Origin of the sequence: Paraburkholderia sp. RL17-347-BIC-D, from assembly GCF_046027915.1 — a bacterium.
Classification (GTDB): Bacteria; Pseudomonadota; Gammaproteobacteria; order Burkholderiales; family Burkholderiaceae; genus Paraburkholderia.
This window is the reverse complement of record NZ_JARESS010000023.1, coordinates 30,391-54,656: the sequence shown is the minus strand read 5'-3', so window position 1 is coordinate 54,656 and position 24,266 is coordinate 30,391. Positions and strand designations below refer to the sequence as shown.

Genomic DNA, 24,266 nt, shown 5'->3' with positions numbered 1-24,266 from the left:
GCGCGCGCTGTCCTGGACGGACAAATAGTACGTTTTTGAATCAAGTCGTCACCTCGGATTCGAGAAAAATCCCGCCTCTCATAGAGGCTACTGCCGTGGATATCATTTATGGTAACTGAATACGCATTCGCCGCCAGCACCCAGCAAGTTGTCAACCCGGTTGCTCGACTAGACCGGCTTCGCACCACCCGGCACCACATACTCTGGGTTCTAATCCTGGGACTCAGCTACCTCATCGAGACTTTCGACGCCACGGCCTTCGGCTACCTCGCTCCGTCGATCCGGGCGCAATGGGGCCTCTCTATCGCTCAGGTTGGCGTGATTAGTTCGGCGGCGTTCCCTGGAATGATGATCGGTGCGTTCCTCGGCGGACGGCTCTCCGACCAGTTCGGTCGAAAACCCACGCTAATCGGTGCCACGCTTTTGTATTCGACAGCTAGCCTGTTATGTGCGTTCGCTCCAACATTCGAAGTTTTGTTTGCTGGTCGGCTTCTGACCGGCATCGGAGTTCAAGCGGCCACTGGCACTATCTTGGTATACGCTAGCGAAATGTTCCCGCGGCTGTCACGAGGTCGCTTCTTTACTACTCTCATCTTTTGTGGCGCTGTAGGAGCACCCGTAACAGGATTCACAGCCGCAGCAATTGCGCCGTCGAGCATTAGCGCCTGGCGCTGGGTCTTCGCACTGGGATCCGGTGGTTTTATCATAGCAATTGCTATCGCAGCCCTTCTTCCTGAAACGGTCCGATGGCTCACCATGAACAACCGGAAAAACGAAGGCGAAGCGATTGTCGAAAAGTTGGAAGCGCAGGACCGACGACGAGGCGAACTTGCCCCGGTCCAACCGATTCCAGCCGAGGCCAAGCATGGAACGCTTCGGGAGCTATTCAAGCCAAAGTACGCGAAACGCCTTGTCGTCTTTACGCTAGCATTCAGCGGCGCCTGTTTTGCTCAATATGGTTTTCAAGCTTGGGTGCCGACGATTCTGGTCGGCAGCGGAATGAGCCAATCACTAGCTCTGCGCTCGGCGAGTACGATTTCCCTTTTTTCTCTCGTGGCCAGCCCCGTTCTCTTTTTTGTGTCCGACCGGATCGAGCGTAAGACCGCCATACTCTTGGGAGGTCTTTTGACGGGTAGCGCGTACGTAGCCTTTGCCTTCGCGCACAATCCGACCGCAGTTATCATCACCGGTGGGATTGCGTTTATGGGGCTTACCGCCTTGGTGACGAGCTTTTATAACATCATCCCCGAGGTCTTTCCCACTGAGGTACGAGGAGTCGGGACAGGCGCAGTGAATGGTGTCTGCCGGCTTGCGGGCATCGCCTCCAGCCTCGTCGGTGCATCCATGTACCAAAACCTGGGAACCGGTCCGATGTTCCTTATCTTCGGTACGAGCGTTGCCCTTGCCGGGATTCTGGTATTCGCCTTCGGTCCGCGCACCACCCGCTGCTCCCTCGAGCTAATTTCGCCAGAGTCCCCGGAGGCGACTACACGCTCCATTGGGCACCCGCCTCGCGTCGAAAGCCGATGAGGTTGCTCTCACGGTTAGTTTAAAGGTGCACAAATCTGCGCATGCAGATTGCCTGCGCTGGGCCAACGATCGCTCCTGCTGAGGGGTGCGGCGCGAACGCCGCCACAATGTGTACCTTCCGCACCCTTAGAATTCACAAACCCGCGGCTGCGCCGTCTGTCTTTCATCCCAGGAGCGAGGGCCGAGGTCTTTGAGCCACGCCATCGATAAGCCAGCCACCTTGATCCTCGTTCTCCCGCTCGATATACTTCGCTGAGGGTGTCTGCGCGTCAAAATGACCTTCGCAATTTCTCCATGCGTCAAATGGGGTGGAAGCGCTCCGCCGTTTAATTAGCCGAGTTTTTTGCGGTCACGGCCCTACTCGCTCGCCGATCGATTCCCGGACTTTGACGGCTGCAGACACGCTGTCGCGATAGCGCGAGGTGTAGTGCGCAGAACCGGGACAAGTCAAGCTCAGTCGGGCGTCCGTTGGCTGAATCAACGTCAAAAATCCGGCCGACTACGATGCAAGTTTAGAGATCGAAACCATGAAGCCAACCGAGCAACGACAGAAGATCTCCGCTGATGAATCGCGGGGTAATCTGGCGGCTGTGATCGAGGGCATAGGAACAGAGCGCTTCGGCACCGCCTTGGCCGAATTTCTCCGGCCTCTCTCCGGAGTAGATCATTGCACGGTCTTCCAACTGGGCGGCGACGCCATTGACGTCGTTGCCCTCAGTAGTTGCGATCCGCGCCATCCCATGACACTTATGGTCGAGCACTTTGTCAACGAAGAAATCTGGCGCAAAGATCCGGTATTTTCGAAGGCTCGGACGTTGTTAGCTACAACCTCCAGGCTCATTCGCCTGGATGTTAATGACATGAACGATCGGGCATATCTTAAACTGCGCACCCTTATCTATCCGCAAGCCGGGGATGGGATAGTGGTTTGCGGCCGCCGCGATAGTGCTGACTTTTGCCTAAGTGTCGTGAGAGACAATCCTAACCAACCGTTTGGTCCAGAGGCGACCAAGCAGCTGTCCGCCGTTGCAGATACGCTGATCTCGGCAATAGCCAAGCACGTTAGCGTTCTCGCGCATAGGCCCAATGTAAAATTTGCTCTAACGGATCTTTCAGAAATCGAGAAATGCTTGATCGCGCGTAGCGACCTGCGGCGACGCGAAGTGGAAGTCTGTGCACGTATTATCGTAGGTCTGTCTGCTGCTGGCATATCGCTGGATCTTGGAGTCGGCGAAGAAACTGTGAAGACGTATCGAAAGCGAGCGTACAGCCGACTAAACATTGGCTGCGAGCGGGAATTATTGCACTGGTACGTATCGCAGTGGAGCACCTGGCGCGGGTACCTAAATGCCCCGCAGCATTCTATTAGTCACGAGCCTCAAAGGGCTACAAAATCAGGACGGAGTCGCCCGTCACATTGACTCCCGCTGTAGAAGGCGAACATGGTCATACTTCTGCCCCGCAAAAATCCAACTGTAATCGCATTACCTACGCCCTCGCGTGCCTTCGGACCCCCGGGTTTCCGTAGTTAGGGTCGTTCCTCAGCAGTCACCACGACTGATGGCAAGCGAGGATGTCGATTTCAAATTTTCGTTGCGAAACTATACCGATATGCTGAAGGTGGACAGGAAGATTGTCTTCACAAAGGAAACGGATTCACACCTGAAGGACGCAACGTTTCCGCTGCACTTCTACTTCTGCCTCCGCCGTGCACGCACGCCCGTTTTCATTAGCACGCTCATCGACCCGCAGCAATTTCGTCACACCGATAGTCGACGTATAGTGACCGCATTGCATTGGACGAGCAGTCACCTAGCTTCCAACCGAATCTGCACGTCCCAACAACGGACAAACTCAAAGAATTAGCAGTCGTGTACTTCATCACATTATTCAGCCACTTAAGCCGGTCGGACTTCGCGAGTCTTTAACTCATCAAGTACCTTGTCCATAGGACCATCCCGTCACCATTGTAGGCATTTGATATAGCACGTCTGTGGCGGCGGAAAATTAGTCGGTAACCTGTGCCACTTCTCGTTGTGGGTCGTGACCCAAAGGAATCGCATCCAATACGTCCCGCGGATCCCGCGCGGGGCGGTCAGGCCGCCGCCTCGAATCTCGGTACAATAAATGACTGACACGCTGCCAAGCAGCGTCAGAAAGTGAAATATCGATCAAGTTGCCCCCTCTTCAATTGTAAGCACGATCGGGTGGTATCTCGCTGCGTATCCGCACAGCCCTCAGGCCGGATCCGGCGCGTAACGGACAGGGCCAAGGGCGTGGTAGTCCGATGATGCTCTCGGCACGGCCTTTGATCTCGATCGGGAGGTGATCCAAATTCGGCCGCCCACCGTTCAATCAATTTCTGATATTACCGTCCCTCTCAACGATGAGCATCCTGAGGAATCCGCTTTATCTAATAACTGTTACCCAAAAACGTCGGTACGCCACAGTCGGAACAACGTAGTGCCAAGTCAATCCTCAAAAGCGAGCCTCGGAAACCATAGTGAATTAGCGAGGCCGGCCCGTTCGCATCAGAAGGCGTGTCGAAGCGAAAGTGACGTGACCACCTGATGATTGTTTGCCGACGGGCTCTGGCCGCTGACATAGGCAACCGCCGGCTGGTCAAGAGAATCGATACCGCTTGCGTGCTGGTAGGTGACAACAGCTGAGAGCGCTGTCCGCTTTGAAAGCGAATAAACTGCGCCGATGGTCACCTGATGATAGGTCGCTCCCGTGAATCCGGCAGCTCCAGAATTGTGAGTATAGTTATAAGCCACTCCCGCAAGCAGCGCCGGGGTAAAGTCGTATCTTAGACTCGCTTCCGCGTCGTTGAAAGTCGCGGTGCCGCTGTAGCCTAAGGGATTTGGGCCAGACGCTCCTGTATTGCCTAGCCCCTTGAACTGGACATTCGAATAAGTTGCCCCAATCGTAAACCCGCCGATAAAGTAATTCCCTCCCACGGCGATGATTTGTTCTGTACTAGCCGATGCATAACCTGCGGCAATTGGGTTCGATTCAGCACTCGTAGTACTGCCGGGCGAACCGAAATTGTTGCTCGTGAGACTGGTTCCAGCGGACGGATTCGTACCGTAAAAGGAGAAGTTCGGGTTCCGTGCATTCAGGTAGGCTGCGCCAACCGAAAGGGACCCAGTGCTATATGTGGCGCCGAAAGAATATACCTGATTTCTTCCGATGCTCCCGGGCACTCCCCCAAGACTGTAAACGCCGCCGAACGTAAGTCCATGATAAACCGGACTCTCGTACTTGATAGAATTATTCAGGCGGCGGGTGTTAATAAGATTGTCTACGTCGCCAGCGTGGCCCCCTAAATATCCTGCCCACTGCGCGGCCACGTCAAATGGCTCGACAAAACTAAAAATAGAATCATACTGACGCCCTAACGTAACGGTACCGAAGGAGGCTGATTTCAATCCAACCCATGCCTGGCGACCGAATTCAGCACCTCCCTGGCTTAGAGTGCCGTTATTCAGAGAGAATCCGTTTTCGATTTTAAAAATGGCGCTTAATCCCCCGCCAAGATTCTCCGACCCGAATAGCCCCCACCTGCTACCTTGCAACCCTCCAACACCCCCGTCCTGCATCGCAAATTGCGAGTGACCAACCGGACCGCTACGGCCTCTACTGGTTTGCGCGTTGCTGACGTAGTTAAGTGCAGCATCCACAACCCCAAACAACGTAACGCTACTTTGGGCAAACGCCTGACTAGCCACGATCATACCCGTCACCGCTACCACTGTCGTACGAACTGACATACACATATCTCCTCCTGGTATTAATTTAGTTATCCTATATATATAAACGAAACAGGGTAATCTATTGCATACTCTCTGCTATGGGAGACAGTAATATTTCCGTACGCAGAACAACCAACAGCAACGGCATTTCATCACATAGCCTTCCGAACACAAAAACGACTTCAGATATCAATCTCCCATTGCATGTTTGAGTTCGCCTGCCGTGACGGCGAGCGGCCACCATCTTTGAAAAAAGACTAGCTAACAAAAAAATTGTTATCTATTCCTGCGAATGCAAGTGAAATCTAGGGTGGTACGCGCGGTTGAGTGCGTCGTTTGCCTCATAAGGTCGATGCCCTGTCAATTGAGACGCATAGAGAATTCGGCGAGCGTTGGAATCGAAGGCGCTTCGCCGGTGCATCGTACAGCGGTTGTCCCATAGCACCAGGTCTCCAACACACCATTGATGCTCGTAACCGAAACTAGAGCGGGTACTGTGCAACCACAGTTCATTGAGTAGATCTTCTGAGTCTGGCAATGACATGCCGTTCACATATGCGCGACTTCGCCGCCCCAGAAACAACGAGTTGCTGCCCGTTTCTGGATGAGTGGAGATTATCGGATGACTTGGACCGCTTGACTCCAAAATGCTCTCCGCCGGGTTGGATCCCTCTCGCGGTTCCATCGTCACGCTGATTGCATTGTCATGCTTAATTGTCCGACCGCTCACCGTTCTCTTTAGGTCGCACGGCAATTCATCAAAGGTTGCGTACGCATTCATGAAGAATGTGTTGCCTCCCAACGCAACTGGCGGCACTTCAACGGCATACAGCATTCTGGCAGCGGCTGGTTCTTCGGTGTATGAATGGTCTGAATGCCATACTACCTCGGCATCACCCAACACTCCCAATGGCTTGCCTGCGTCTTTCACGTTCGATATTACGGTGATCTCTGGCGGAAGATTTTCCTGATCATAGCCAGCGTCCTTGATTCTTCCCTTATTCAGATTGTGTGATGTAATCGGCACTCCGAACTTGGTCGACAAATTAACGATGTCATCAGGGGATAGAGATTGGCCACGGAAAACCAGCAGGAGATTCTCTAGCCACGCCCGGTGTATCAGCCGAAACGCCTGTTCGTCCAGATGGCGAAGGTCGGCGCCAGTTACCACAGCGCCCAAGGCTGCCGCTATCGGCTGAATTTTTATCGCATAAAAACGATTTTCGCTCATAGCATCATTCACCCTTCTATCTCGCGACTGTGAGTGGACCGGCATCAGCAATCCAGACATAGCGGTATAACTGCGCGTCGCTCACCCTGAAGCGAGAGAACGATCGTACCTAAATTAATAATCTTCCACGCTCGCAATAGCCGTGCAGATGATTAACTTCAGCAGCATCGGACATGTTTCCTGTTAGAGCGCCGGCCCCCTCACACAGATACCTTTAGATAGGACGACCTCCCTCCATCAGCGGCCATAGTCGCACCGTTGACCATGCTCGCCTCATCGGAGGCCAGGAAAACAGCCACGGATGCGATTTCGGATGGGCCGCCTATAGAGAACGGATAAAGGGTTTTTAAGGCGTTGCGCTCAGCAGCAGCCGGATTTGGCTTACCCGCAAGACGCCGATCCTCGGTTTCGCGCTGCTCAATCAACCGTTCGGACAGCACGGTTCCGCAGGCGATTGCGTTGGCGCGTAAGCCATGCCTGGAGTATTGGGCCGCTAACGTTCGAGTGAACGAGTTGATACCTCCCTTAGCCGCTGCATAAATAGGTCTCACAGAACCGATCAGGCTGACGTGTGACGAAACATTGATAATGGAACCGCGGCCCTGCTGCAACATATGTGGAATTCCGTGCCTGCAGCAAAGGAAAGGGTGAAGCAGGTTTAGCAAAATTGTACGTTGCCAGACGTCGAGACTCATTTCGTGCACCAATCCGTCACCAGATTCAGATCCCCCGGCACAGTTGAACATAACGTCCAATTTCCCGAACCTTTCGACAGTCGAATCTATGGCATGTTTTACGCTTTCGTCGTGGGTAACGTCCGTTTCTATGAATATGACGTCATCACTGAATTCCCGCACCGCCTGCTCAGCCTTTCTTCCGGCATCCCTATTAATTTCGATTACAGCGACCTTCGCGCCTTCTTTGGCAAATGCAATGGCGGTAGCCTTCGCAATGCCCGACCCTGCACCAGTCAAAAAAGCTACTTTATCTTGTAGTCTTTGCATGGTCTCCCTCGCGTTAGTTGAAGTGCGTGCAATGCACACTCCTTAATGGAGTCCACATTTCGCGAAGCATCAAATCCCCGCTACCACATCCTTCTGTCCTTACCGGGTGGTAGCCCCGCAACCTAGACCGCGGAGGGAGTGCTACGTCACATTTCCCGCTTACCGAACCCGACCGTGGAAGGTACGCACGACGAGAAGCCGTGCAATGCCAATGCATGATGGCCTGTAAGTCCACCGCAAACCATAATGAGCAACCTGTCCGGATCTTTCACCAGAGGTACACGGCCATCCGGGGCAACCATCCCGGCCTCTTCAAGGAGAATCTGATGCTCTTTCGGCCATGATTCGATCGGAAAGCTGGCGAAATCCCACAAACGCTTCTGGACATCCGCAATATTTGGGTACGCCTTACCGATGATCTCCGCCCAGATCGGATTGATGCCGACGCCCACAGTAGCGAATTCTGCGTGCGGCCGAAAACCGTTCGAGCCGGGATATGCCAGCGACCGTCCGATCCGGTCGAGCAGCAAATCAGCAGTTTCCGATGTGTTGTCCACGATGTTCATGGTGCCGTTCGTGCTCAGTGCCGTGACAGAATTGCCGCTAACACCGCGTCGTTCGCCAAGTGGAGGCCATGGAGATTTCTCCTCCCACTCACCAATCACGATGCCTGTGACGCGTGCGGGCTGTCCGAAACAGGTCTCACAAGTCTTACCAACACGCTGGCCACCAACATTTCGAATTACCAGTCGCAGCGCTCTGCCGATTGCCAGGTTGGGGCCATCTGCGCCGCCGACGCAGCCTGCACCGCAGGAGATTTTGAGTTCGTGGCGAATTGAGCCGTTCAGAATCAACGCAGGAACAACCGGAGCACTAGTCGCGTTCATCGGATGCAGACCAAAGTCGCGCTTTGTGATGGCCGTGACGGCGGCCATTAGCAGAGGCATCGCATCTGCGGGGGCACCGGCCATAACGGCATTGATCGCAAGCCGCTCTACCGTGCAGTCTGCGTTGTGCGGCGGGATTTGACCCACCACGAGGTCTGCAGATGCGCCGGAGGCCAAAACATACGCTTCGACCAACTCAACGGTTGGATGCACAAGAGGAAGGCCGTCTCCCCAACCTCGCTCCGCAGCAAATTGCGCGAAGCCAAACGCATCCGGGGCAACCTCAACTCTATCGCTCATTAGAAGCATCATGGTTCCTTTCAGATTTTTTAGCTGTGTTACAGGGTCGCGCCCAGCGCAACCAACATACTAGGAAAGTTATCCCTTGCGATCTGCCGCACTTCGTCTTCCGGACGCTGACTTAATGGATGTGGCAGTTCGAATATACGAAGCGCGGGCCGTCCAGAATTCTCAGCCAAATGGTGCGCTAGTGTCGCGAAGTATGTGGTCACAACGGTGAGTGTGGGAACGTCCAGAGTTAGGCCAGCAAGGGCATCACTGACCGTAGAAACGGAGCATGATCCACAATTGCCGAGGCCCGAAATCAACGCGTCTGAAGATTGGATCAACGAGACGTATTCAGCTTGTAGGCGCTCCGCTTCGCCGCCCCACGAACCCTGAGAGCGTCTCCACGTCAAGACCTTGACATTAGCGTCGCCGAGCAGTCGGGACCATTCGTCAACGATCCAATCCCACGACTCCCATAACACATCAATCCGAAACAGAACCGTCTTGCCTCTAAGCCTGCCGGCATCAGGCCCCGGACTTACGTTGCCCGCGAGCGTGGATGTCGTCGGGTCCAACACAATCACGCCGGGCACGCTGATCGGTATTGCTGTACTCCCCATCTTCGACTCAACTCGCGGATCATGCAGCTTGATCTCAACCGGAACATCGATCTGCTTCTTCAGGCTGGAAGCAATCAATCGCTCCAGATGCTCAGCCGGCATCACACAATCCATACATTCGACGCCTTCGAATTCGAGAGCGAGCTCGATACGCCGACCCTCGTTATCAAGGTTTAAAAGCCGAAAGCTCAGGCCATCCTGGCTATATTGATTGCAGACTTCCTCGACTAACTCTGTTGTGACAGTCGCCATCGCAGGCACTCCTTTATTAAGTTGGACCTATTGTATTTTTGGTCCAACCAACTGTCAACGGCATATTTGGCACGACAGCGTGCCGAGCATGGATGTTTGGATCAGCGGTCAATCCTGTCGACTTAGGCGCAAAGGCCTGTAAACGCGGGACTGAGCGGCAGGAGCCCAGTCGTCGCGGTCCTGACTATTTCACAACACGAACTCGGGTAAGTCCTATATTGAACAAGTGAATCTCGTCATCTCATTTTCCCCAACACTGCACAAAGAGGCGCACGGCCGCTCGCACAAAGAAGCGTATTGATGCCTTCTGAGCCGTTGGTTTGGAGATGCAGAAATCTGCTCATGCAGACTACTTTCGCAGGACAAACGATCGTCCCAGCAAAGGAGCGACGCGGCCGCCGCGACCAGAGGTATCTTTCGCACTCCGGGGCGGCGGGCAACCTTAGGTGGCAAGCCAGTGCTCGCACACCACGCGTCTACACGCTCCCACCAGCCCTACGCGAATCCAGGCCTTTCCTTGCAGGTAGCTCGAGGGCGTGATGGCCACGCCGCACCGGGACTCGGATAAGCGTGTCGGCGCGCGTTGCACGTTCAGAGTCAACTTCTCCCGCAACGGACGATCCCGCCTGCCGCAGCGGATGCGCATTCCAGCTGCATCGCGATGCCTGCTTCACCGTACAGATTGTCGGCGTGTTGGCTCGGTTAATTCTGATCGGATCGCCCCCTGCCCGGAAGCATTTCGGCTCGAGCATCGTTTCGGGCTGAGTTGTGGGCTTGCTCTATTCTTTGCGGTCAAATGCAGGGGCCGGCAACGACGGACTTACGCCTCTCCTTCGACCACATCACTGCTTCCTTCCGCGCGTCAAAAATCTCGGCGTTGCCGAAGAACTGACGATACATCCTCGCGCAGCGATCCAAATTGGTGCGTGCACAGCACGATACTGCTGCCATGAGCGACGGAATGTGGTGGGTTTGCAGTAGTAAGCGCTGAGTCTACTGAAACCTGATCATCGCGTTTAAAAACGGGTTCTACACCCGGTATCTTTGTGGAGACATCGGATGCGACTCTTATCAATTGGCGAAGCGGCGGCGGAACTGGGCGTAGCGGTGGGCGCGCTGCGTCGCTGGCATCGGCAGGGTCTGTTGATGCCCTTTGGCCGGACTGCCGACGGCCATCGGCGATACCAGCGTGACACGGTGCGCGCCACCCGGGGCGGCAAGCCGCGCCGGAGTGCGACAGGTACCGCGGGCGACGGCGGCAACACCGTTCCACTCAGCAGCGACCACCGTTACCCCTGCGATAGCAATCCGCTTGTGCAGGTTTGTGCACCATTAAGTTAGCGGTGACGCAGTATTCAACCTACTCGGCGAAGGACTTCGCAAAGGTGTGGGTGCCCGACGCGCGTCGGCACAGCTGACCGCATCCGTTGCGAGGCTGCCACTATGCCCTCGTTTGCGAGGAAGTGCCGCGCTTCGCCTGATTACCTGCTCGATGTTGATGCGGTGTACAGAGCTGATTGTGTGGGCACGGGTTCGCCGCCTCGCGGCGACGCAAAAAATCACCTATGGTCGCGGCGCGCAGCCTCGCACTCCTTTAGCGGGAACCACCGTTTCCGCTGCAAAGACAATCCGTATCTGCAGATTTGTGAACCTTCAAACTCACCGTCGATGGCGAAAGCCTCCACGATGCCTTGATCATGTCGGCCCCTTTTTCGGCGATCATGACGACAGCGGCATTAGTATTACCCGACACCATTGTGGGCATGATCGAGGCGTCAATGACTCGCAACCCCGCGACTCCGTGCACTCGCAACTGGTCATCGACGACGGCAAGCCGGTCATCTCCCATCTTGCAGGTTCCAACGACGTGGAAGGTCGTCTGTCCGTTTTGCCTGGCAAAGTCAAGCCACTCAACGTCCGACGCAAGAGACCCTGAAGGATTCATCCGATAGGCACGATACTTGTCCATCAGGCGGTTCGCCATGATGGTATCGCCGATTTTCATGCCTTTAACAAGCACGTCTCTATCAACTTGCTCCGCCAGAAAATTGGGACAGATTCTCGGTGCGGCCATCGGATCGCTGGAGCGGGCGTGGATGGTTCCCCTTGATTCGGGTCGGCATTGATACAGTGTTAGAGTCATTCCCGGCTCACGGTCCAAGACGCGCTTAGTCCCGGGGGCATAGCTGGCAGGGGTGAAACAATACTGCACATCCGGCTCCTGCAGTTCCGGGGAGGTCTTGACAAAGCCGTAGACCATACCGGGAGCGTTGGTCAGGATACCCTTCCGTTGCGTGTAGTACTTGATGACCTCTCTGGCCAGCGGAAGCCCGCGTGACAGCTCATTTAATGTTATCGGTTGCGTCACGCGCCAATTCATTCTGGGTGCGTAGTGATCCCGGTAGTTTTCCCCTACCCCCGGCAAGTGATGATTAACCGGGATACCGAGTGAACGAAGCAGATCCGCTTGCCCGATGCCGGACAACTCCAAGATGTGAGGGGATTTCACCGCCCCAGCGGCAAGTATTACTTCCCGATTGCAATGCACTTCGACGATGGCACGGTCACGGGTATAGGCGACGCCAACCGCGCGCTTTCCATCCAATAGGACGCGAGTTGCCACCGCCTCGGTGATTACGGTGAGGTTGGGCCTACTCCTCGCTGGCTCGAGGAACGCGCGAGCGCTTGACCACCGCTCCCCGTTCTTTTGATTCACCTGGAAGTACCCAAAGCCTTCCTGGTCACCGCTGTTATAGTCGACGTTGCGAGGGAAGCCTCCATCAACCGCTGCTTCGATGACTGCGTCCATCAGTTCGTCCCGCTCCCTCATTTGAGTGACGTTCAGCATGCCGTCTCTGCCTCGAGTGGCATCACGGGCTTGCTCAAAGTTTTCGGACTTGTTGAAATACGGAAGCACTTCAGCGTACGACCATCCACGATTGCCAAGTCGGTCCCACGTGTTGTAGTCCAGCCGATTTCCGCGAACATAGAGCATGCCATTGACCGAACTCGAGCCACCGAGAGTTTTGCCACGAGGGACCGGAATCACACGACCGTGCAGGTAGGGTTCCGGCTCAGATTCAAATTGCCAGGTGTATTTCGGATTATTCAGAAGCTTGAAGAATCCCGCCGGCATGTTGATCCACATGGAGTCATCTTTCGGCCCCGCTTCCAGCAACAATACTGTGTTGCGCGAATCTTCCGTGAGGCGGTTTGCCAGAACGCAGCCGGCGGTACCCGCACCGACAATGATGTAGTCGTAGTCAGTCATGTAATCGGCACCCATACAGTGGTGAGAATGTTCTAGTGTGATCGTGGGAACTGTCTCGGCCTCGCCCCGCGCGCCGTACATATTCAGACGCGACGAGTCCGTCAAGCTTCGCGTTGGCCGCACCAATCCGCCCCCTGCCGCGCTGCGTCTTGTCCCCATAAGCCCAACCTTTCCGTGTTCTGAAAACAGAATGCTGCATCTGTGATATCCCCGAACATCCAGGTCATTCTGATGCATGCCAAGCCAGATTCCTTTCATGCAGTTGATTCACATAGAACCATACTTTCCATTAGGTCCAACCTATTGTCAAAAGCGTTTACCCTAAGTCGACCAGATCGCGATGCGGCGGAACAAGCTTTCTTATCCGAAGCAAAATGTACGGTCATTCGCCAACTGCACGGGTCTCTCCCGACCAGCAACTCCGCGCTCTGCCCGACGGCAGATCCCTATCAAACGTTTCTTTTTCCCGCCAGTCTGCGCATCTATTCCTCAATGCTTGCGTGATATCAGCGCAGAAATGCGGTCTCTAGTTCTGAAAGCCCCAATATTGAGGCGTGAAAAGTGTGTTTATTATTTACCTCAGTCTTTGAGTCAGTCCGCTCGCCGGGACCTAAACGAGCAGCATGACAATCATGCCCCCGCTTGACATTAGGTTCTACCAATATTAGCATTGGTCCAACACAATTAGGAGACAGCCCGATGGGAGAACGGCCAATGGTTTGCTCAAAAAGAGGGCTGCGCCGTCGACCCGGGATCGACAGGCGGCCGCCCTTTCTCAAGCGAACTGGCAATGAACGCCGCAGCGGCGCCGGGCCAGCGCTCGACGAATGGGATGGATTGGCTGTGCCTTGCCTATTGCTCTCCTTGACTGTTCCTTGGGGAACCAGCGCCGGCGATTTTTTTGATGCCAACACTATTCGCAAATGCAAGGGCTCTCATTTTGGGCGTACCAGTCCCGGCGAATCTCACTTGGAGCGCTCTCGCCTTGTCGCGCTCCAGATGAAACAGCAAGACGGACCTACGGCAACGCCCCTTCGGTCTTGAAAGGAGGAACACCGGATGTCAAATTCCACGGGCAACAATGCATTGCCGCCGTATTCACACGAACTCGACTGGCCCGAAGGGCTGGAACCGTATCGGATCATTGATGAAACAGGTAGCCAGAGTGAACCCTACGAGCACTACAAGTGGATGCGGAAGAACGCACCAGTTCTTCGGGTAAAGCATGAAGATAGCGACGTTTGGATGATCTCTCGATTTGAGGACGTCCGAAACGCTTTGCGCAAGCCAAAGTTGTTCCGGTCCCAGGTGCACGAGGTCCAACCTCTCGCATTTCTCACGTTAATGGACAACGCGGATCACACACGACTTCGAACCGTGGTCGCCGCAGCCTTCACGCCGAAGAACATTTCGGCGACCGAGGATCTAATCCGAGAGATTGCCGCCGAAAGGTTGGACGCAATGATTGCTTCACGCGGTGGCGAGGTGATAGAAAACTTCGCTCGTCCGCTGACGATGGCGATGATCAGCAGCATTGTTAAGATACCAATCGATGATATTGATCAGGTCAGTTTTTGGGCTGACCAGATGTTCACCTATTTCGCTCGAATCGCTCGCAACGCGCCGGGGTTACCCAATGACGAACAACATGCGAGGGACTTTTTCAAGTATCTGAATGAAAACCTGCGACGTCTTTACGACGAGGGTAGCCAGTCAGTTGGCGGAAATATTGCTCGCTCCTGGCTTGACGATGGCGCGCTGACCGAACAAGAAGCAACCGAGTTGTGTGGGTTTGTTTTTGTCTCCGGTTTTGAGACAACAGCGCGACTGATTGCTGGCGCGTTCCGAGAGCTTCACTACAATCCCAGCCTACTCGGCCGACTTCGGAATGAACCCGACGCACCCGCGCGCTTCGTTGAGGAGCTCGTTCGGATGCGCGGCCCTGTCCACCGCGTAGTCCGCCGGACAACCGAAGACACAGAGATGCAGGGCATCCCTATTCCGGCGGGATCCACGCTGCGGTTGCTGATCGCGTCGGCAAACCGCGACGAGTCTGTCTGGCCTCATGCCAACGAGTTTGATATCGACCGAAAGGCCGATGGACACTTTGGCTTTGGTTACGGCATCCACACCTGTTTGGGGGCGCCGCTCGCACGGTTGGAGACCCTGGTTACGACACAACTGCTCGGACAAAAGGTTGCGTCGATTACATTCGATCACGAACTGGACATTGTTTACCTCAAAGGCAACAGCATGATTGTTGGACCTGAAACTCTTCGGGTCGATCTAGTTCCGTCGAAGTGAGCGAACAATGTCGGACAAACCAGTTGTAATAGTCGGTGCGGGGCACGCCGGCGTCCAGGCGGCAGCCCACCTGTCGGAAATTGGCTTTAAAGGGGGCATAGTTCTTGTCGACCAGGAGAACGAAATGCCCTACGAGCGTCCCCCACTTTCGAAAGAGATGCTGACGGAGAGTGAGCCGCCCCCAAGTTTACTGCGAAAGAAGGACTATTACGCGGACAGAAACATTAGTTTGATCACGGGGGTCCACGTTAGTCGGCTTAATCGGCTGGAGAAAGAGATTGAGCTTGAGGGCGCACCGTCGATCCTGTACTCGAAGCTAGTCGTTGCCACAGGTTCCAAGCCACGACAACTGAACGTGCCAGGAAGCCATCTTCGCGGCATCCACGTGTTGAAGACCTTGGCGGACTCACGCGCAATTAAACAGGCGCTATGCGATGCGCGTCGTGTCGTTGTAGTTGGTGCGGGCTACATCGGTCTGGAGGTTGCGGCTGCCGCTTCAGAAGCCGGTTGTGAAGTCACGGTTCTCGAAGCTCAAAACCGCGCAATGAGTCGGGTGACATCCGGGGTGGTGTCCCGTTACTTCGAGGAGCTGCACCGATCCTTCGGAACCTTGTTTGAGTTCGGGGCTGGGGTTATCGAGTTCCAGGGCGACTGTCATGTAGAGCACGTTTTGACAACGGCCGGAAAGGTCCACGCGGCCGATCTGGTCGTGGTGGGTATCGGCGTACAGCCAAACCAAAGCGTCGCGGAGGGCGCCGGAATCGCCTGCGCTGATGGGATTCTTGTTGACCACCACTGCAGAACATCGGATCCCAATGTCTACGCAATTGGCGATGTCAGTCGGACTGCATCGTTAGATGTCCCGGAGGGAATCCGTCTGGAGAGCGTGCAGAGTGCTCTGGCGCAAGCGATGACCGCGGCAAACCACATTGCGACCGGCTCGGAGACCATACCGGAAGTGCCGTGGTTTTGGACGATTCAGCATGAAGTGCGACTTCAGACGGCAGGGCTCTGGCGCGCCGATGATGAGGTGGTCGTGCGAGGACGGCCGGAGAGCGGCCGTTTCTCTGTTCTCTACCTCCGCAACAGCAGGCTCGTCGCCATCGACACCGTTGGAACGCTGAAAGACTTTATGCCGGCCAAGCGACTGATTGCCGCCAAGGCACAGATCGACCGCGCGCTGGCAGCTGATGAAACTGTCAAACTGGCGACCACATGTGAAATGCCACCCCAATGAAAGGAAAGCAACATATGACTGCAACCTCCACAATGCACCACGCTGCCGCCAGCGTCACTGCGGGCACCCGCATTCATGTTATCGACCGCGATGGCCGCGAACATCATCTCGAATGGTTACCCGGTCAGTCACTCATGGAAGCGCTGAGAGACAACGGGCTGCCAGTGCTCGCTTCTTGCGGAGGCAGAGCTGCCTGCGCCACCTGCCACGTCTTTCTTGATGCCAATCTAGTCAAACAACTCGGCACCAGACATCAGGACGAGCAGGAGTTAGTCGAGGAAACCCAGGCCTACGATCCCGAGACATCACGACTTTCCTGCCAGGTCCACCACGACCTGGCGCTTGACGGAATCACGGTACGTATGGCGCCTGAGGAAGAGTAGATCACTTGCTTCCTTTGGTGTGAATTCTGGTGAGCAAGCCAAATCCTGACCGGGTGATGCCATTCGTTAAATCGCCGCGAATAAGACCTTACGCAAATACAGGCCAGGTGGATGATTATCGAAAATCAAGACGTTACGAGCAGACACGCTCAGATAACCGGGCAAGGATTGCCCATGGCCCCGGTAATTCGAGTGTCGAGGTACCGAGGATCACCGTCTTGATCTTTCTGACGTTAGCACGACAAATTCTGAGCGGGATGCAGGCACTATTTCGCTCGTTCATGCCGTATATCACCGTGCTGCACCGAAACGCTGCTCGTCTAGTTGGTTTTGTCAACTAGAGGTGCGTTGAAGCGACGAACCGTCGCGTCGACGACCCGCTACCGAGGAAACGAACACGTTCGGACTGTCAGCGACACACACTGGAGAACAACTCATGTCAATTAGTCTAGCCCCTATGCGGGATGAACTGGGCGTTCGTCCTGGACGGTTATTCATCGCAGGTGCATGGCACGAGTGGGAAGGCGAGCGCTTCCATCAGCGCCATCCTGCAACCAACGAGATCATGATCGACTGTGCCGAAGCTGGCACATATGGCGTCGATCTCGCTGTCGCGGCTGCCCGTAAGGCTTTTGACGAAGGCCCCTGGCGGCGTATGGCCGCGGATGACCGTAAGCGCGTGTTGCAACCAATCGTCGAGCGTCTCTACAAGGCCGAGAAGGAACTCGCGCAGCTGCAGACTCTCGACAATGGCGTGCCCTTCACCTTTAGCCGCCAGTCGCGCGTATCGGCCAAGGGCGCCGCGAGCGTTTTCGATCACTATCTAGGGTGGATCGACAAGATTACCGGAGAGACCTTTCCACAGTTCTCAGACGCGTCGAACATGCACTACATGACGTTCCGTGAACCGGTCGGCGTAGTGGGCGCGATCCTGGCCTGGAATGCGCCGTTGCTGACGTTCGCGATGAAAGTAGCCCCTGCACTCGCCTGCGGATGCACGGTCGTAGTCAAGCCTTCCGAATACACCAATATGGCGGTGCTCAAGCTCGCCGAAATCGTCGCCGAATGTGATCTGCCTCCGGGCGTTTTCAACCTTGTGACCGGTGCAGGCGGCACGGGCGCGGCTCTCGCGTCGCATCCGGGCGTCGACAAGGTGACCTTCACCGGCAGCCCGGCTGTCGGTGAAAAGATACTGTTGGCGAGCGGCGCCAACATGAAGCGTCTGTCCCTTGAACTCGGCGGTAAAAGCGCGGGCATCGTCTTCCCTGATACCCGCAGCGTCGCGGCGACAGCGACGACACTAATGGGCCTGTGTTCCACCTTCCTGTCTGGTCAAGTATGCTCAACGCCGAGTCGCGCCGTAGTGCACCGTTCGCTCGTCGACGAGTTCGTGCACCATGCCCGCGAGCAGGTAAAGTCCGTCCGCTTCGGTGATCCGTTCGATCCAGCTACGACGTCGGCTCCGGTAATATCGCGCCTGCAGCAGGCGCGTATCCTAGGCTATATCGAGAGCGGCAAACAGGAAGGCGCCGAATTGGTATTCGGCGGCGACACGCCAGGGGGCGACCTTAGCGGTGGAAACTGGATCAACCCAGCTCTATTCTTGAACGTGAACAACAAGATGAAAATCGCACGCGAGGAGATCTTTGGGCCTGTACTCAGCGTGATCGCTTTCGACACGGAGGAAGAAGCGATCCGGATCGCCAATGACAGCGAATACGGTCTCGCCGGATGCATCTATACCACTGACGTCAGCCGCGCCTTCCGCGTCGCACGCGCCATCCGCAGCGGCTCGATTGGCGTGAACGCCTACGCAAGCACTCCGAACGCACCAATGGGCGGCGTCAAGCGCTCGGGTATCGGACGCGAAGGCGGCTGGTCGTCCATTGAGGCATTCACCGAGTTGAAGACGATCAACTTCAATCTCGACGCCTGATCATGCCGCTCCCGGAACCGATTTCCGGTTCCCCACCAAAAAAGTGCCCGGCTGTGCGGCGCGAGTACCAAGCTGACCGGCTTCTCTGGTTTTTCACAGTATCTGGAATCGCCAGATTGGTGAACAAAAATGTCCGGCAGTACAACGATGAAAACGCGACGCAAACCAGTCATCTGACCGAAGGCTCGCGGCGAGTGGCGCAACAACCGCCACGGCGAATATCGATGGCAGACAATTCGCCGCAGTGGCCGACGATCTCGAGATAGTGAGCGGCAAGGCCCGCGGGTGTCTCGGCCGATCTGTCCGACGAACGAAACGCACACGTTCTGACCGAATCCGTTGACTAACTCGGCGACTTCACTGTGCTCCCGGCACAAGCCTCCCGGCCCCGGCCGGCCCTGATCGAGCCGACGTATCAAGAAATACAAGTTTGCGATTCATCTGAATCTGCCTTCTCGGCCGCGATCTTCACCGGCGCCGCGACACAGATGCAAGCGTGGCGCCGGCGCTATTCTGCTCAATCCCGATCGATAGCCTAGTGGGCTCGATGCGCACGCCGCCCTATACAAGCGGTCAAATTCAGCAATCGGTTCGACAATGCCGCCTGCGCAGCGCTATACGCCGGATCACCTTCACACCAATGCAGTGCGGCCGGACCAATTCACACGTCGATATTTGCCGCCGTACTTCCGGCAAGCTGACGGCCCACTCAACGAATGACCCGTGCTTGCCGGATCCGACGCTATGATTTCCGCTTATGCGCCGGTGAACTTCGGCCTACGTTTTTCCTTGAACGCAAGCGTAGCTTCACGATGGTCCGCCGTTTCGAACGTCACGTTCTCCAACGCCATCGATGCCTCCATCAGATGATTCACGCGGTCCTTCAGAATCTGGTTGACAGACAGTTTAGTCCACCGAATAGCCCATGTGGGTCCATTTGCAAGTTCCTCAGCAATTTGAACGGCAGTCGACAGCACGTCTTTCTTGGGCACGCAGTGATTGACCAATCCGATCCGTTCTGCTTCGCGGCCTGTGAGTAAAGTCCCTCGGATCAGAAATTCCTTTGCCTTGTTCACACCGAGCAGCAATGGCCAAATTACTGTTCCACCGTCCCCCGCCACCAGCCCCACACGGCTGACGTGCGTATCGCCAATTCGGGCTTCCTCCGACATGACGGGAATGTCGCATAGAAGAGAGATTGTCGCAGCCAGCCCAATGGCATCGCCGTTGATGGCACTGACAATCGGCTTGTCCAGCTCGAGCAGGCGGGTAACGATGCGCCGCATTACCATCGGGTCGTGAACTTCCCCTTCCTCGAGTACGTCGCCACCGGGCCGCTCGGACATTGCCTTAACGTCCCCGCCGACGCTGAAGTAGTCACCGGCGCCCGTAAGTACGACTGCGTTGATGGTTGGTTCATCTGCCAAGTCGATCCAAATATTGCGCAGTTCATTGATTAATCGTTGATTGATCGCGTTGCGCACCTCTGGCCGGTTCAACGTTACAGTCGCCACTCGATTTTGGACTGTGATGACGAGGTCCTTATATTTCTCAAATCTTGACATGATTGGTTCCGTTTTCGTACTGGGTTTAAAGAATCTGGATCGATCGGAAACTTGATTTCGAATACAAACTGCCCTCCCAAGAACCACGTCTTTGAGTCAAGGTTCTGCGTGGTTGGCAGGCGCACAGAGAACGCATTGGTCCTTCTGAGTGAGTACCTAAAAAAAAATCAGACCGCCCCTTATAGATGCGTTGGCGCTACCTGCTTTCGGCGAGCAGTTGCCGGGCCACGACCAACCGCTGGATCTGATTAGTCCCTTCGAAGATCTGCGTCAGCTTGGCATCGCGCATCATGCGTTCTACAGGGTAATCTCGCGTGTAGCCGTATCCCCCCAATACCTGAACGGCGTCGGTTGTGACTCGCATCGCTACGTCGCTGGCAAAACACTTGGCCTTGCTGGCCAAGACGTTAAGGCGAGACCAATCTCCGTCTTCGCTAGCCTGTGCACATTCATAAATCAGGGCGCGTGCGGCCGAAATCTGGATGTCCATATCGGCCAGCATGAACTGGATCCCCTGGAATTCAGAGATGCTTCGATTGAACTGCTTGCGCTCCTTGGCATATGCAACAGCCACATCCAACGCGCCCTGCGCGATGCCGACGGCCTGCGCGCCGATGGTTGGCCTGTTCAAGTCTAGTGCGCGCATCGATGCCTTAAACCCCTTGCCTTCTTCCCCAATAAGGTTCTCAACCGGTATCCGTACGTTATCGAGGAAGATCGGTGTGTTAGGTGCGCCGTGAAAACCCATCTTCCGCTCATGACGACCGAATGTGACGCCCTGCACTTTCTTGGGCTCCAGGATGAAAGCACTGACGCCCTCTGCGCCTGAATTTCCGCTGGTTCTTGCCATGAGAATGATGTAATCGGCCTCGACGCCATAACTACACCACTGCTTTCGGCCATTGACCACATAGCTGTCGCCATCACGGACGGCGCGCGTATTCATGGCACCAGCGTCAGAACCAGCCTGAGGCTCAGATATCGCAGTTGCGGTAACCACACCGCCTTCTGCGATCACGGGCAAGAATCGTTGACGCTGTTCTTCTGACCCGAAATGGAGCAACGGCAATACAAACATACTGTTAAGGGCAGCAATCGCACCGCACGCCGCAGAAACCCGTGAAATCTCCTCTCTTACAAGACACACGGTCGCCAAATCTGCCTCTGGACCACCATAGCGCTCCGGCACCCAAAGTTGCATCAAACCCATTTCGCCGAAAAGTTTGACAATCTCAGTCGGGAACCGATCGGTTTCGTCGATCTCAGCGGCAATCGGAGCCACAGCTTTTTCCACCATCTTGCGAATACTGTCGCGAAAAGCGATCTGTTCCTCAGTAAATTTCATTCTTCCAATCCCTTTCAAATAGCTCGCTAATTGAAAAAAAACGACTAGATCAGTGGAAACTGCAAAAATCAGGCAACACATACGCTCCGCGAAACAGGCTGCAACCTAGTGGTCGCTTGTCGACCATGCGAACGCGCGGTGAGCACCGTTGATCTTCTTGGTTTTGGAGATCGCCGGTCTCTCTCGCTAAATTATTCTTCGGTTCTGGTAACTCTTCAAAATGTACTCTGGCAGACAAATGCGGTGCATAGACAGCGTGTTTTCGGTCATGAATTTCCGATACGAGCAGCCATCCTTGCACGAACTCAGGCGTCCGTCTGGCATCAGTTCCCGAACTACTGAATTGCCTAGGGTGACGAACTGTTGCGCGTGCAGTCTGGCGAAGAATGCGCCCGTCGGGGGGACGCATCCTATCGCCCTAGAAACTGAGGCTTCCTCTTCTCCATGAACGCCAAGCGGCCTTCTTTCTGATCGTAGCTCCCGAAACACGCGTCGATCCTTGTTTGCAAAGCAGCTGTATCGCGCTTACCCGGATCGTTCAGCGCTTCCCGTATCGCGACTTTCGCGGCGCTGATTGTCAAAGGCGCATTTTCGGCGACCAACTCGCAATAACTCTGCACTACCTCGTCAAGGTCAGCTCCGGCAACGGTGCGATTCACAAAGCTGAGGCGCATCGCCTCTTGTGCATCAAATTTTCGGGCTGAAAAGAATAGATCGGCCGTATTGGAAGCTCCAATCAATGCCACGAAGCGTTGAATTCCCTCAAATCGATAGCCGGCACCGAGCCGAGCGGCGGGCATACGAAATACCGCATCGTCCGCCGCAATGCGAACATCACATCCCGCTGCTAGTTGAAGCCCCCCACCCATGCAAATCCCGCGAATGCTAGCAATCACGGGCTTGTTGCAACGAGTCGGAGCAGTCAACGCTCGATCGACTGCAGCGACAAAGTTTCTCTCGCTCCCGCTGTCCGTGCGCAACTCTTTGAACTGTGAAATATCCCCACCCGCGGTAAACGTCGCCCCGTCTCCCGTAAGAACAATAACTCTCGTCACGGGGTCGTTACTGAGTTCATCAAATACACGCGATATGTCGACGAACATCTCATATGTCATGGCGTTGCGGCGCTCGCGGTGGGATATGACGATGCGCGCCACCGGGCCCGATTTCTCGACAAGGATTTCTGGCATCTCAGATCACCTGCCGCACACGCAAATCTTCGATCTCATCCTTGGTATACCCAAGATTCACTAGCACTTCGTCGGTATGCTGACCGCGTCGAGGCGTCGGTGCTCGCATCTGGCTTGGTGTACGCGAAAGCGCATACGCTTGCCCAACAACATTGATCTCTTTAAGCTCTGGGTGGGGAATGGCGACGGCCATTCCGAGATGCTGGGTTTGGGGGTCCGCGAAGACCTCGTTCATCCGATAGATCGGACCACTAGCGACGCTGGTTGCTTCGAAAATCTTGATCCATTCTTCGCTTGTTTTTTGCTTTGTATAGGCGGTCAGCTCGTCATGGAGCGCATCTCTGTTTTTCGACCTTAAGTCGTTGGTCGAGTATTGAGCGGAAGAGAACAAATGGGGCGCATCGATTGCTACACACAGCCGCCTCCACATCTCCTCTCCCGCAGTGGCGATGTTGATATATCCGTCGGATGTCTGGAAGACGCCCGTCGGTATTGCAGTGGGATGGTCATTGCCGGCCTGCTCGGGAATCTCCCCGTCCATCAACCAACGTGCAGCCTGGTAATCGACCATGGCAATCATCCCCTGCAGCAATGAAGTCTGCACCCACTGTCCCTCACCGGAAACCTCTCGCTCCAAAAGTGCGGTGAGGATACCGAGCGCCGCGTACAAACCGACCGCTGTGTCTGCCACGGAAATTCCCGTACGAAGTGGCCCCTGCCCTTTCTTCCCCGTGATGGCCATCAGACCGCCCATCCCCTGCACAATGTGGTCGTATCCAGGGCGATCTGCATAGGGGCCATCCTGCCCGAATCCGGAAATGCTCGCATACACCAACCGTGGATTTCGCTGCCGCAGCGTCTCGTAGTCGATGCCAAGTCGAAACTTCACGGCGGGGCGGAAGTTCTCAATAACCACGTCCGCTTGTTCGGCCATCTTCTTCAGAATCTCAATCCCCTCAGGACTCTTGAGATTTACGGTGACGCTGCGCTTGTTTCGATGCATATTCTGAAAGTCGGACCCCAAGCGCTTACCGATCCAACCATCGCTGACCTCCAAGGATTCTGGACTCTCGACCTTGATCACATCTGCGCCCCAATCTGCCAGCTGCCGGGCCGCTGTTGGGCCTGAGCGCAGACGCGAGAGATCCAGCACACGAAACCGCTCGAGCGGACCTTGACGGATTGCATCACTCATCGGCTAACCTTCACAAAAAAGTCGGTAGGTACGTAGCATCAGTGTTCAACCTGATGCCAATCCTCGGTTTACGCTTTACATTGTAGCCATGTATAGGTTGGTTTTATATTAGTGTTGGTCCTACCTATTGTCAACTCATCGGAAAGAGGACCATCCAGAAACATGCCGGAACAGCCCCTCATGAGGAGACATCTCAAGCAGTTCTCGATCGCATTCTGACCCTGCGCCGTCTGGGCGACGCCCGTTCAGAACGCGTTGTTATAAACGAACTGG

General features: G+C 55.3%; 17 protein-coding genes. 7 read left to right on the top strand and 10 right to left on the bottom strand.

Annotated elements, in window-relative coordinates; all coding sequences use genetic code 11:
• Window positions 1–108: 108 nt before the first annotated feature.
• Window positions 109–1,530: an MFS transporter gene (locus P0D96_RS27365; RefSeq protein ID WP_408316498.1), complete on the top strand. Its 1,422-nt coding sequence runs from the start codon at window positions 109–111 to the stop codon at window positions 1,528–1,530.
• 527 nt (window positions 1,531–2,057) lie between these two features.
• Window positions 2,058–2,951: a helix-turn-helix transcriptional regulator gene (locus P0D96_RS27360; RefSeq protein WP_408316496.1), complete on the top strand. Its 894-nt coding sequence runs from the start codon at window positions 2,058–2,060 to the stop codon at window positions 2,949–2,951.
• Window positions 2,952–4,061: 1,110 nt separating this feature from the next.
• Here the strand turns inward: P0D96_RS27360 and P0D96_RS27355 are convergent.
• The 5 genes from P0D96_RS27355 to P0D96_RS27335 form a co-directional block, all read right to left on the bottom strand.
• On the bottom strand, window positions 4,062–5,303 hold the full coding sequence (locus P0D96_RS27355) for a porin (RefSeq protein WP_408316494.1): 1,242 nt from the start codon (window positions 5,301–5,303) through the stop codon (window positions 4,062–4,064).
• 262 nt (window positions 5,304–5,565) lie between these two features.
• On the bottom strand, window positions 5,566–6,516 hold the full coding sequence (locus P0D96_RS27350; RefSeq protein ID WP_408316492.1) for a TauD/TfdA dioxygenase family protein: 951 nt from the start codon (window positions 6,514–6,516) through the stop codon (window positions 5,566–5,568).
• Window positions 6,517–6,716: 200 nt separating this feature from the next.
• Window positions 6,717–7,520, bottom strand: a complete 804-nt coding sequence (locus tag P0D96_RS27345; RefSeq protein WP_408316490.1) for an SDR family NAD(P)-dependent oxidoreductase — start codon at window positions 7,518–7,520, stop codon at window positions 6,717–6,719.
• Between the two features lie 146 nt (window positions 7,521–7,666).
• Entirely contained in the window at window positions 7,667–8,719 is a 1,053-nt protein-coding gene (locus P0D96_RS27340; protein ID WP_408316488.1) for a hypothetical protein, read from the bottom strand.
• A 26-nt stretch (window positions 8,720–8,745) separates the two neighbouring features.
• Window positions 8,746–9,567 carry a UGSC family (seleno)protein gene (locus P0D96_RS27335; RefSeq protein ID WP_408316486.1) on the bottom strand — a complete coding sequence of 274 codons (822 nt, stop codon included), beginning with the start codon at window positions 9,565–9,567 and terminating at the stop codon, window positions 8,746–8,748.
• A 1,059-nt stretch (window positions 9,568–10,626) separates the two neighbouring features.
• On the opposite strand from P0D96_RS27335, the gene P0D96_RS27330 reads away from it, so the two are divergent.
• On the top strand, window positions 10,627–10,908 hold the full coding sequence (locus P0D96_RS27330; protein WP_408316484.1) for a helix-turn-helix domain-containing protein: 282 nt from the start codon (window positions 10,627–10,629) through the stop codon (window positions 10,906–10,908).
• A 253-nt stretch (window positions 10,909–11,161) separates the two neighbouring features.
• On the opposite strand, the gene P0D96_RS27325 is transcribed toward P0D96_RS27330, so the two are convergent.
• Window positions 11,162–12,838: a GMC family oxidoreductase gene (locus P0D96_RS27325; RefSeq protein ID WP_408316482.1), complete on the bottom strand. Its 1,677-nt coding sequence runs from the start codon at window positions 12,836–12,838 to the stop codon at window positions 11,162–11,164.
• Between the two features lie 1,059 nt (window positions 12,839–13,897).
• On the opposite strand from P0D96_RS27325, the gene P0D96_RS27320 reads away from it, so the two are divergent.
• From P0D96_RS27320 to P0D96_RS27305, 4 genes are all read left to right on the top strand, one after another.
• On the top strand, window positions 13,898–15,142 hold the full coding sequence (locus tag P0D96_RS27320; RefSeq protein ID WP_408316480.1) for a cytochrome P450: 1,245 nt from the start codon (window positions 13,898–13,900) through the stop codon (window positions 15,140–15,142).
• Window positions 15,143–15,149: 7 nt separating this feature from the next.
• Window positions 15,150–16,379, top strand: a complete 1,230-nt coding sequence (locus P0D96_RS27315; RefSeq protein WP_408316478.1) for an NAD(P)/FAD-dependent oxidoreductase — start codon at window positions 15,150–15,152, stop codon at window positions 16,377–16,379.
• A 14-nt stretch (window positions 16,380–16,393) separates the two neighbouring features.
• Window positions 16,394–16,762, top strand: coding sequence for a 2Fe-2S iron-sulfur cluster-binding protein (locus P0D96_RS27310; RefSeq protein WP_408316476.1), 369 nt, complete (start codon window positions 16,394–16,396; stop codon window positions 16,760–16,762).
• A gap of 436 nt (window positions 16,763–17,198) precedes the next feature.
• Window positions 17,199–18,698, top strand: coding sequence for an aldehyde dehydrogenase family protein (locus tag P0D96_RS27305; protein WP_408316474.1), 1,500 nt, complete (start codon window positions 17,199–17,201; stop codon window positions 18,696–18,698).
• A 755-nt stretch (window positions 18,699–19,453) separates the two neighbouring features.
• On the opposite strand, the gene P0D96_RS27300 is transcribed toward P0D96_RS27305, so the two are convergent.
• The 4 genes from P0D96_RS27300 to P0D96_RS27285 form a co-directional block, all read right to left on the bottom strand.
• Window positions 19,454–20,263 (bottom strand): enoyl-CoA hydratase/isomerase family protein, encoded by an 810-nt coding sequence (locus tag P0D96_RS27300; RefSeq protein WP_408316472.1) that lies wholly within the window; start codon window positions 20,261–20,263, stop codon window positions 19,454–19,456.
• A 196-nt stretch (window positions 20,264–20,459) separates the two neighbouring features.
• The gene (locus tag P0D96_RS27295) at window positions 20,460–21,608 is read right to left on the bottom strand and encodes an acyl-CoA dehydrogenase family protein (protein WP_408316470.1); all 1,149 of its coding nucleotides are present in this window, start codon (window positions 21,606–21,608) and stop codon (window positions 20,460–20,462) included.
• Window positions 21,609–22,018: 410 nt separating this feature from the next.
• Window positions 22,019–22,798, bottom strand: coding sequence for an enoyl-CoA hydratase-related protein (locus P0D96_RS27290; RefSeq protein WP_408316468.1), 780 nt, complete (start codon window positions 22,796–22,798; stop codon window positions 22,019–22,021).
• A 1-nt stretch (window position 22,799) separates the two neighbouring features.
• Complete coding sequence (locus P0D96_RS27285; protein WP_408316466.1) at window positions 22,800–23,993, bottom strand: CaiB/BaiF CoA transferase family protein; 1,194 nt, start codon at window positions 23,991–23,993, stop codon at window positions 22,800–22,802.
• Window positions 23,994–24,266: the final 273 nt, after the last annotated feature.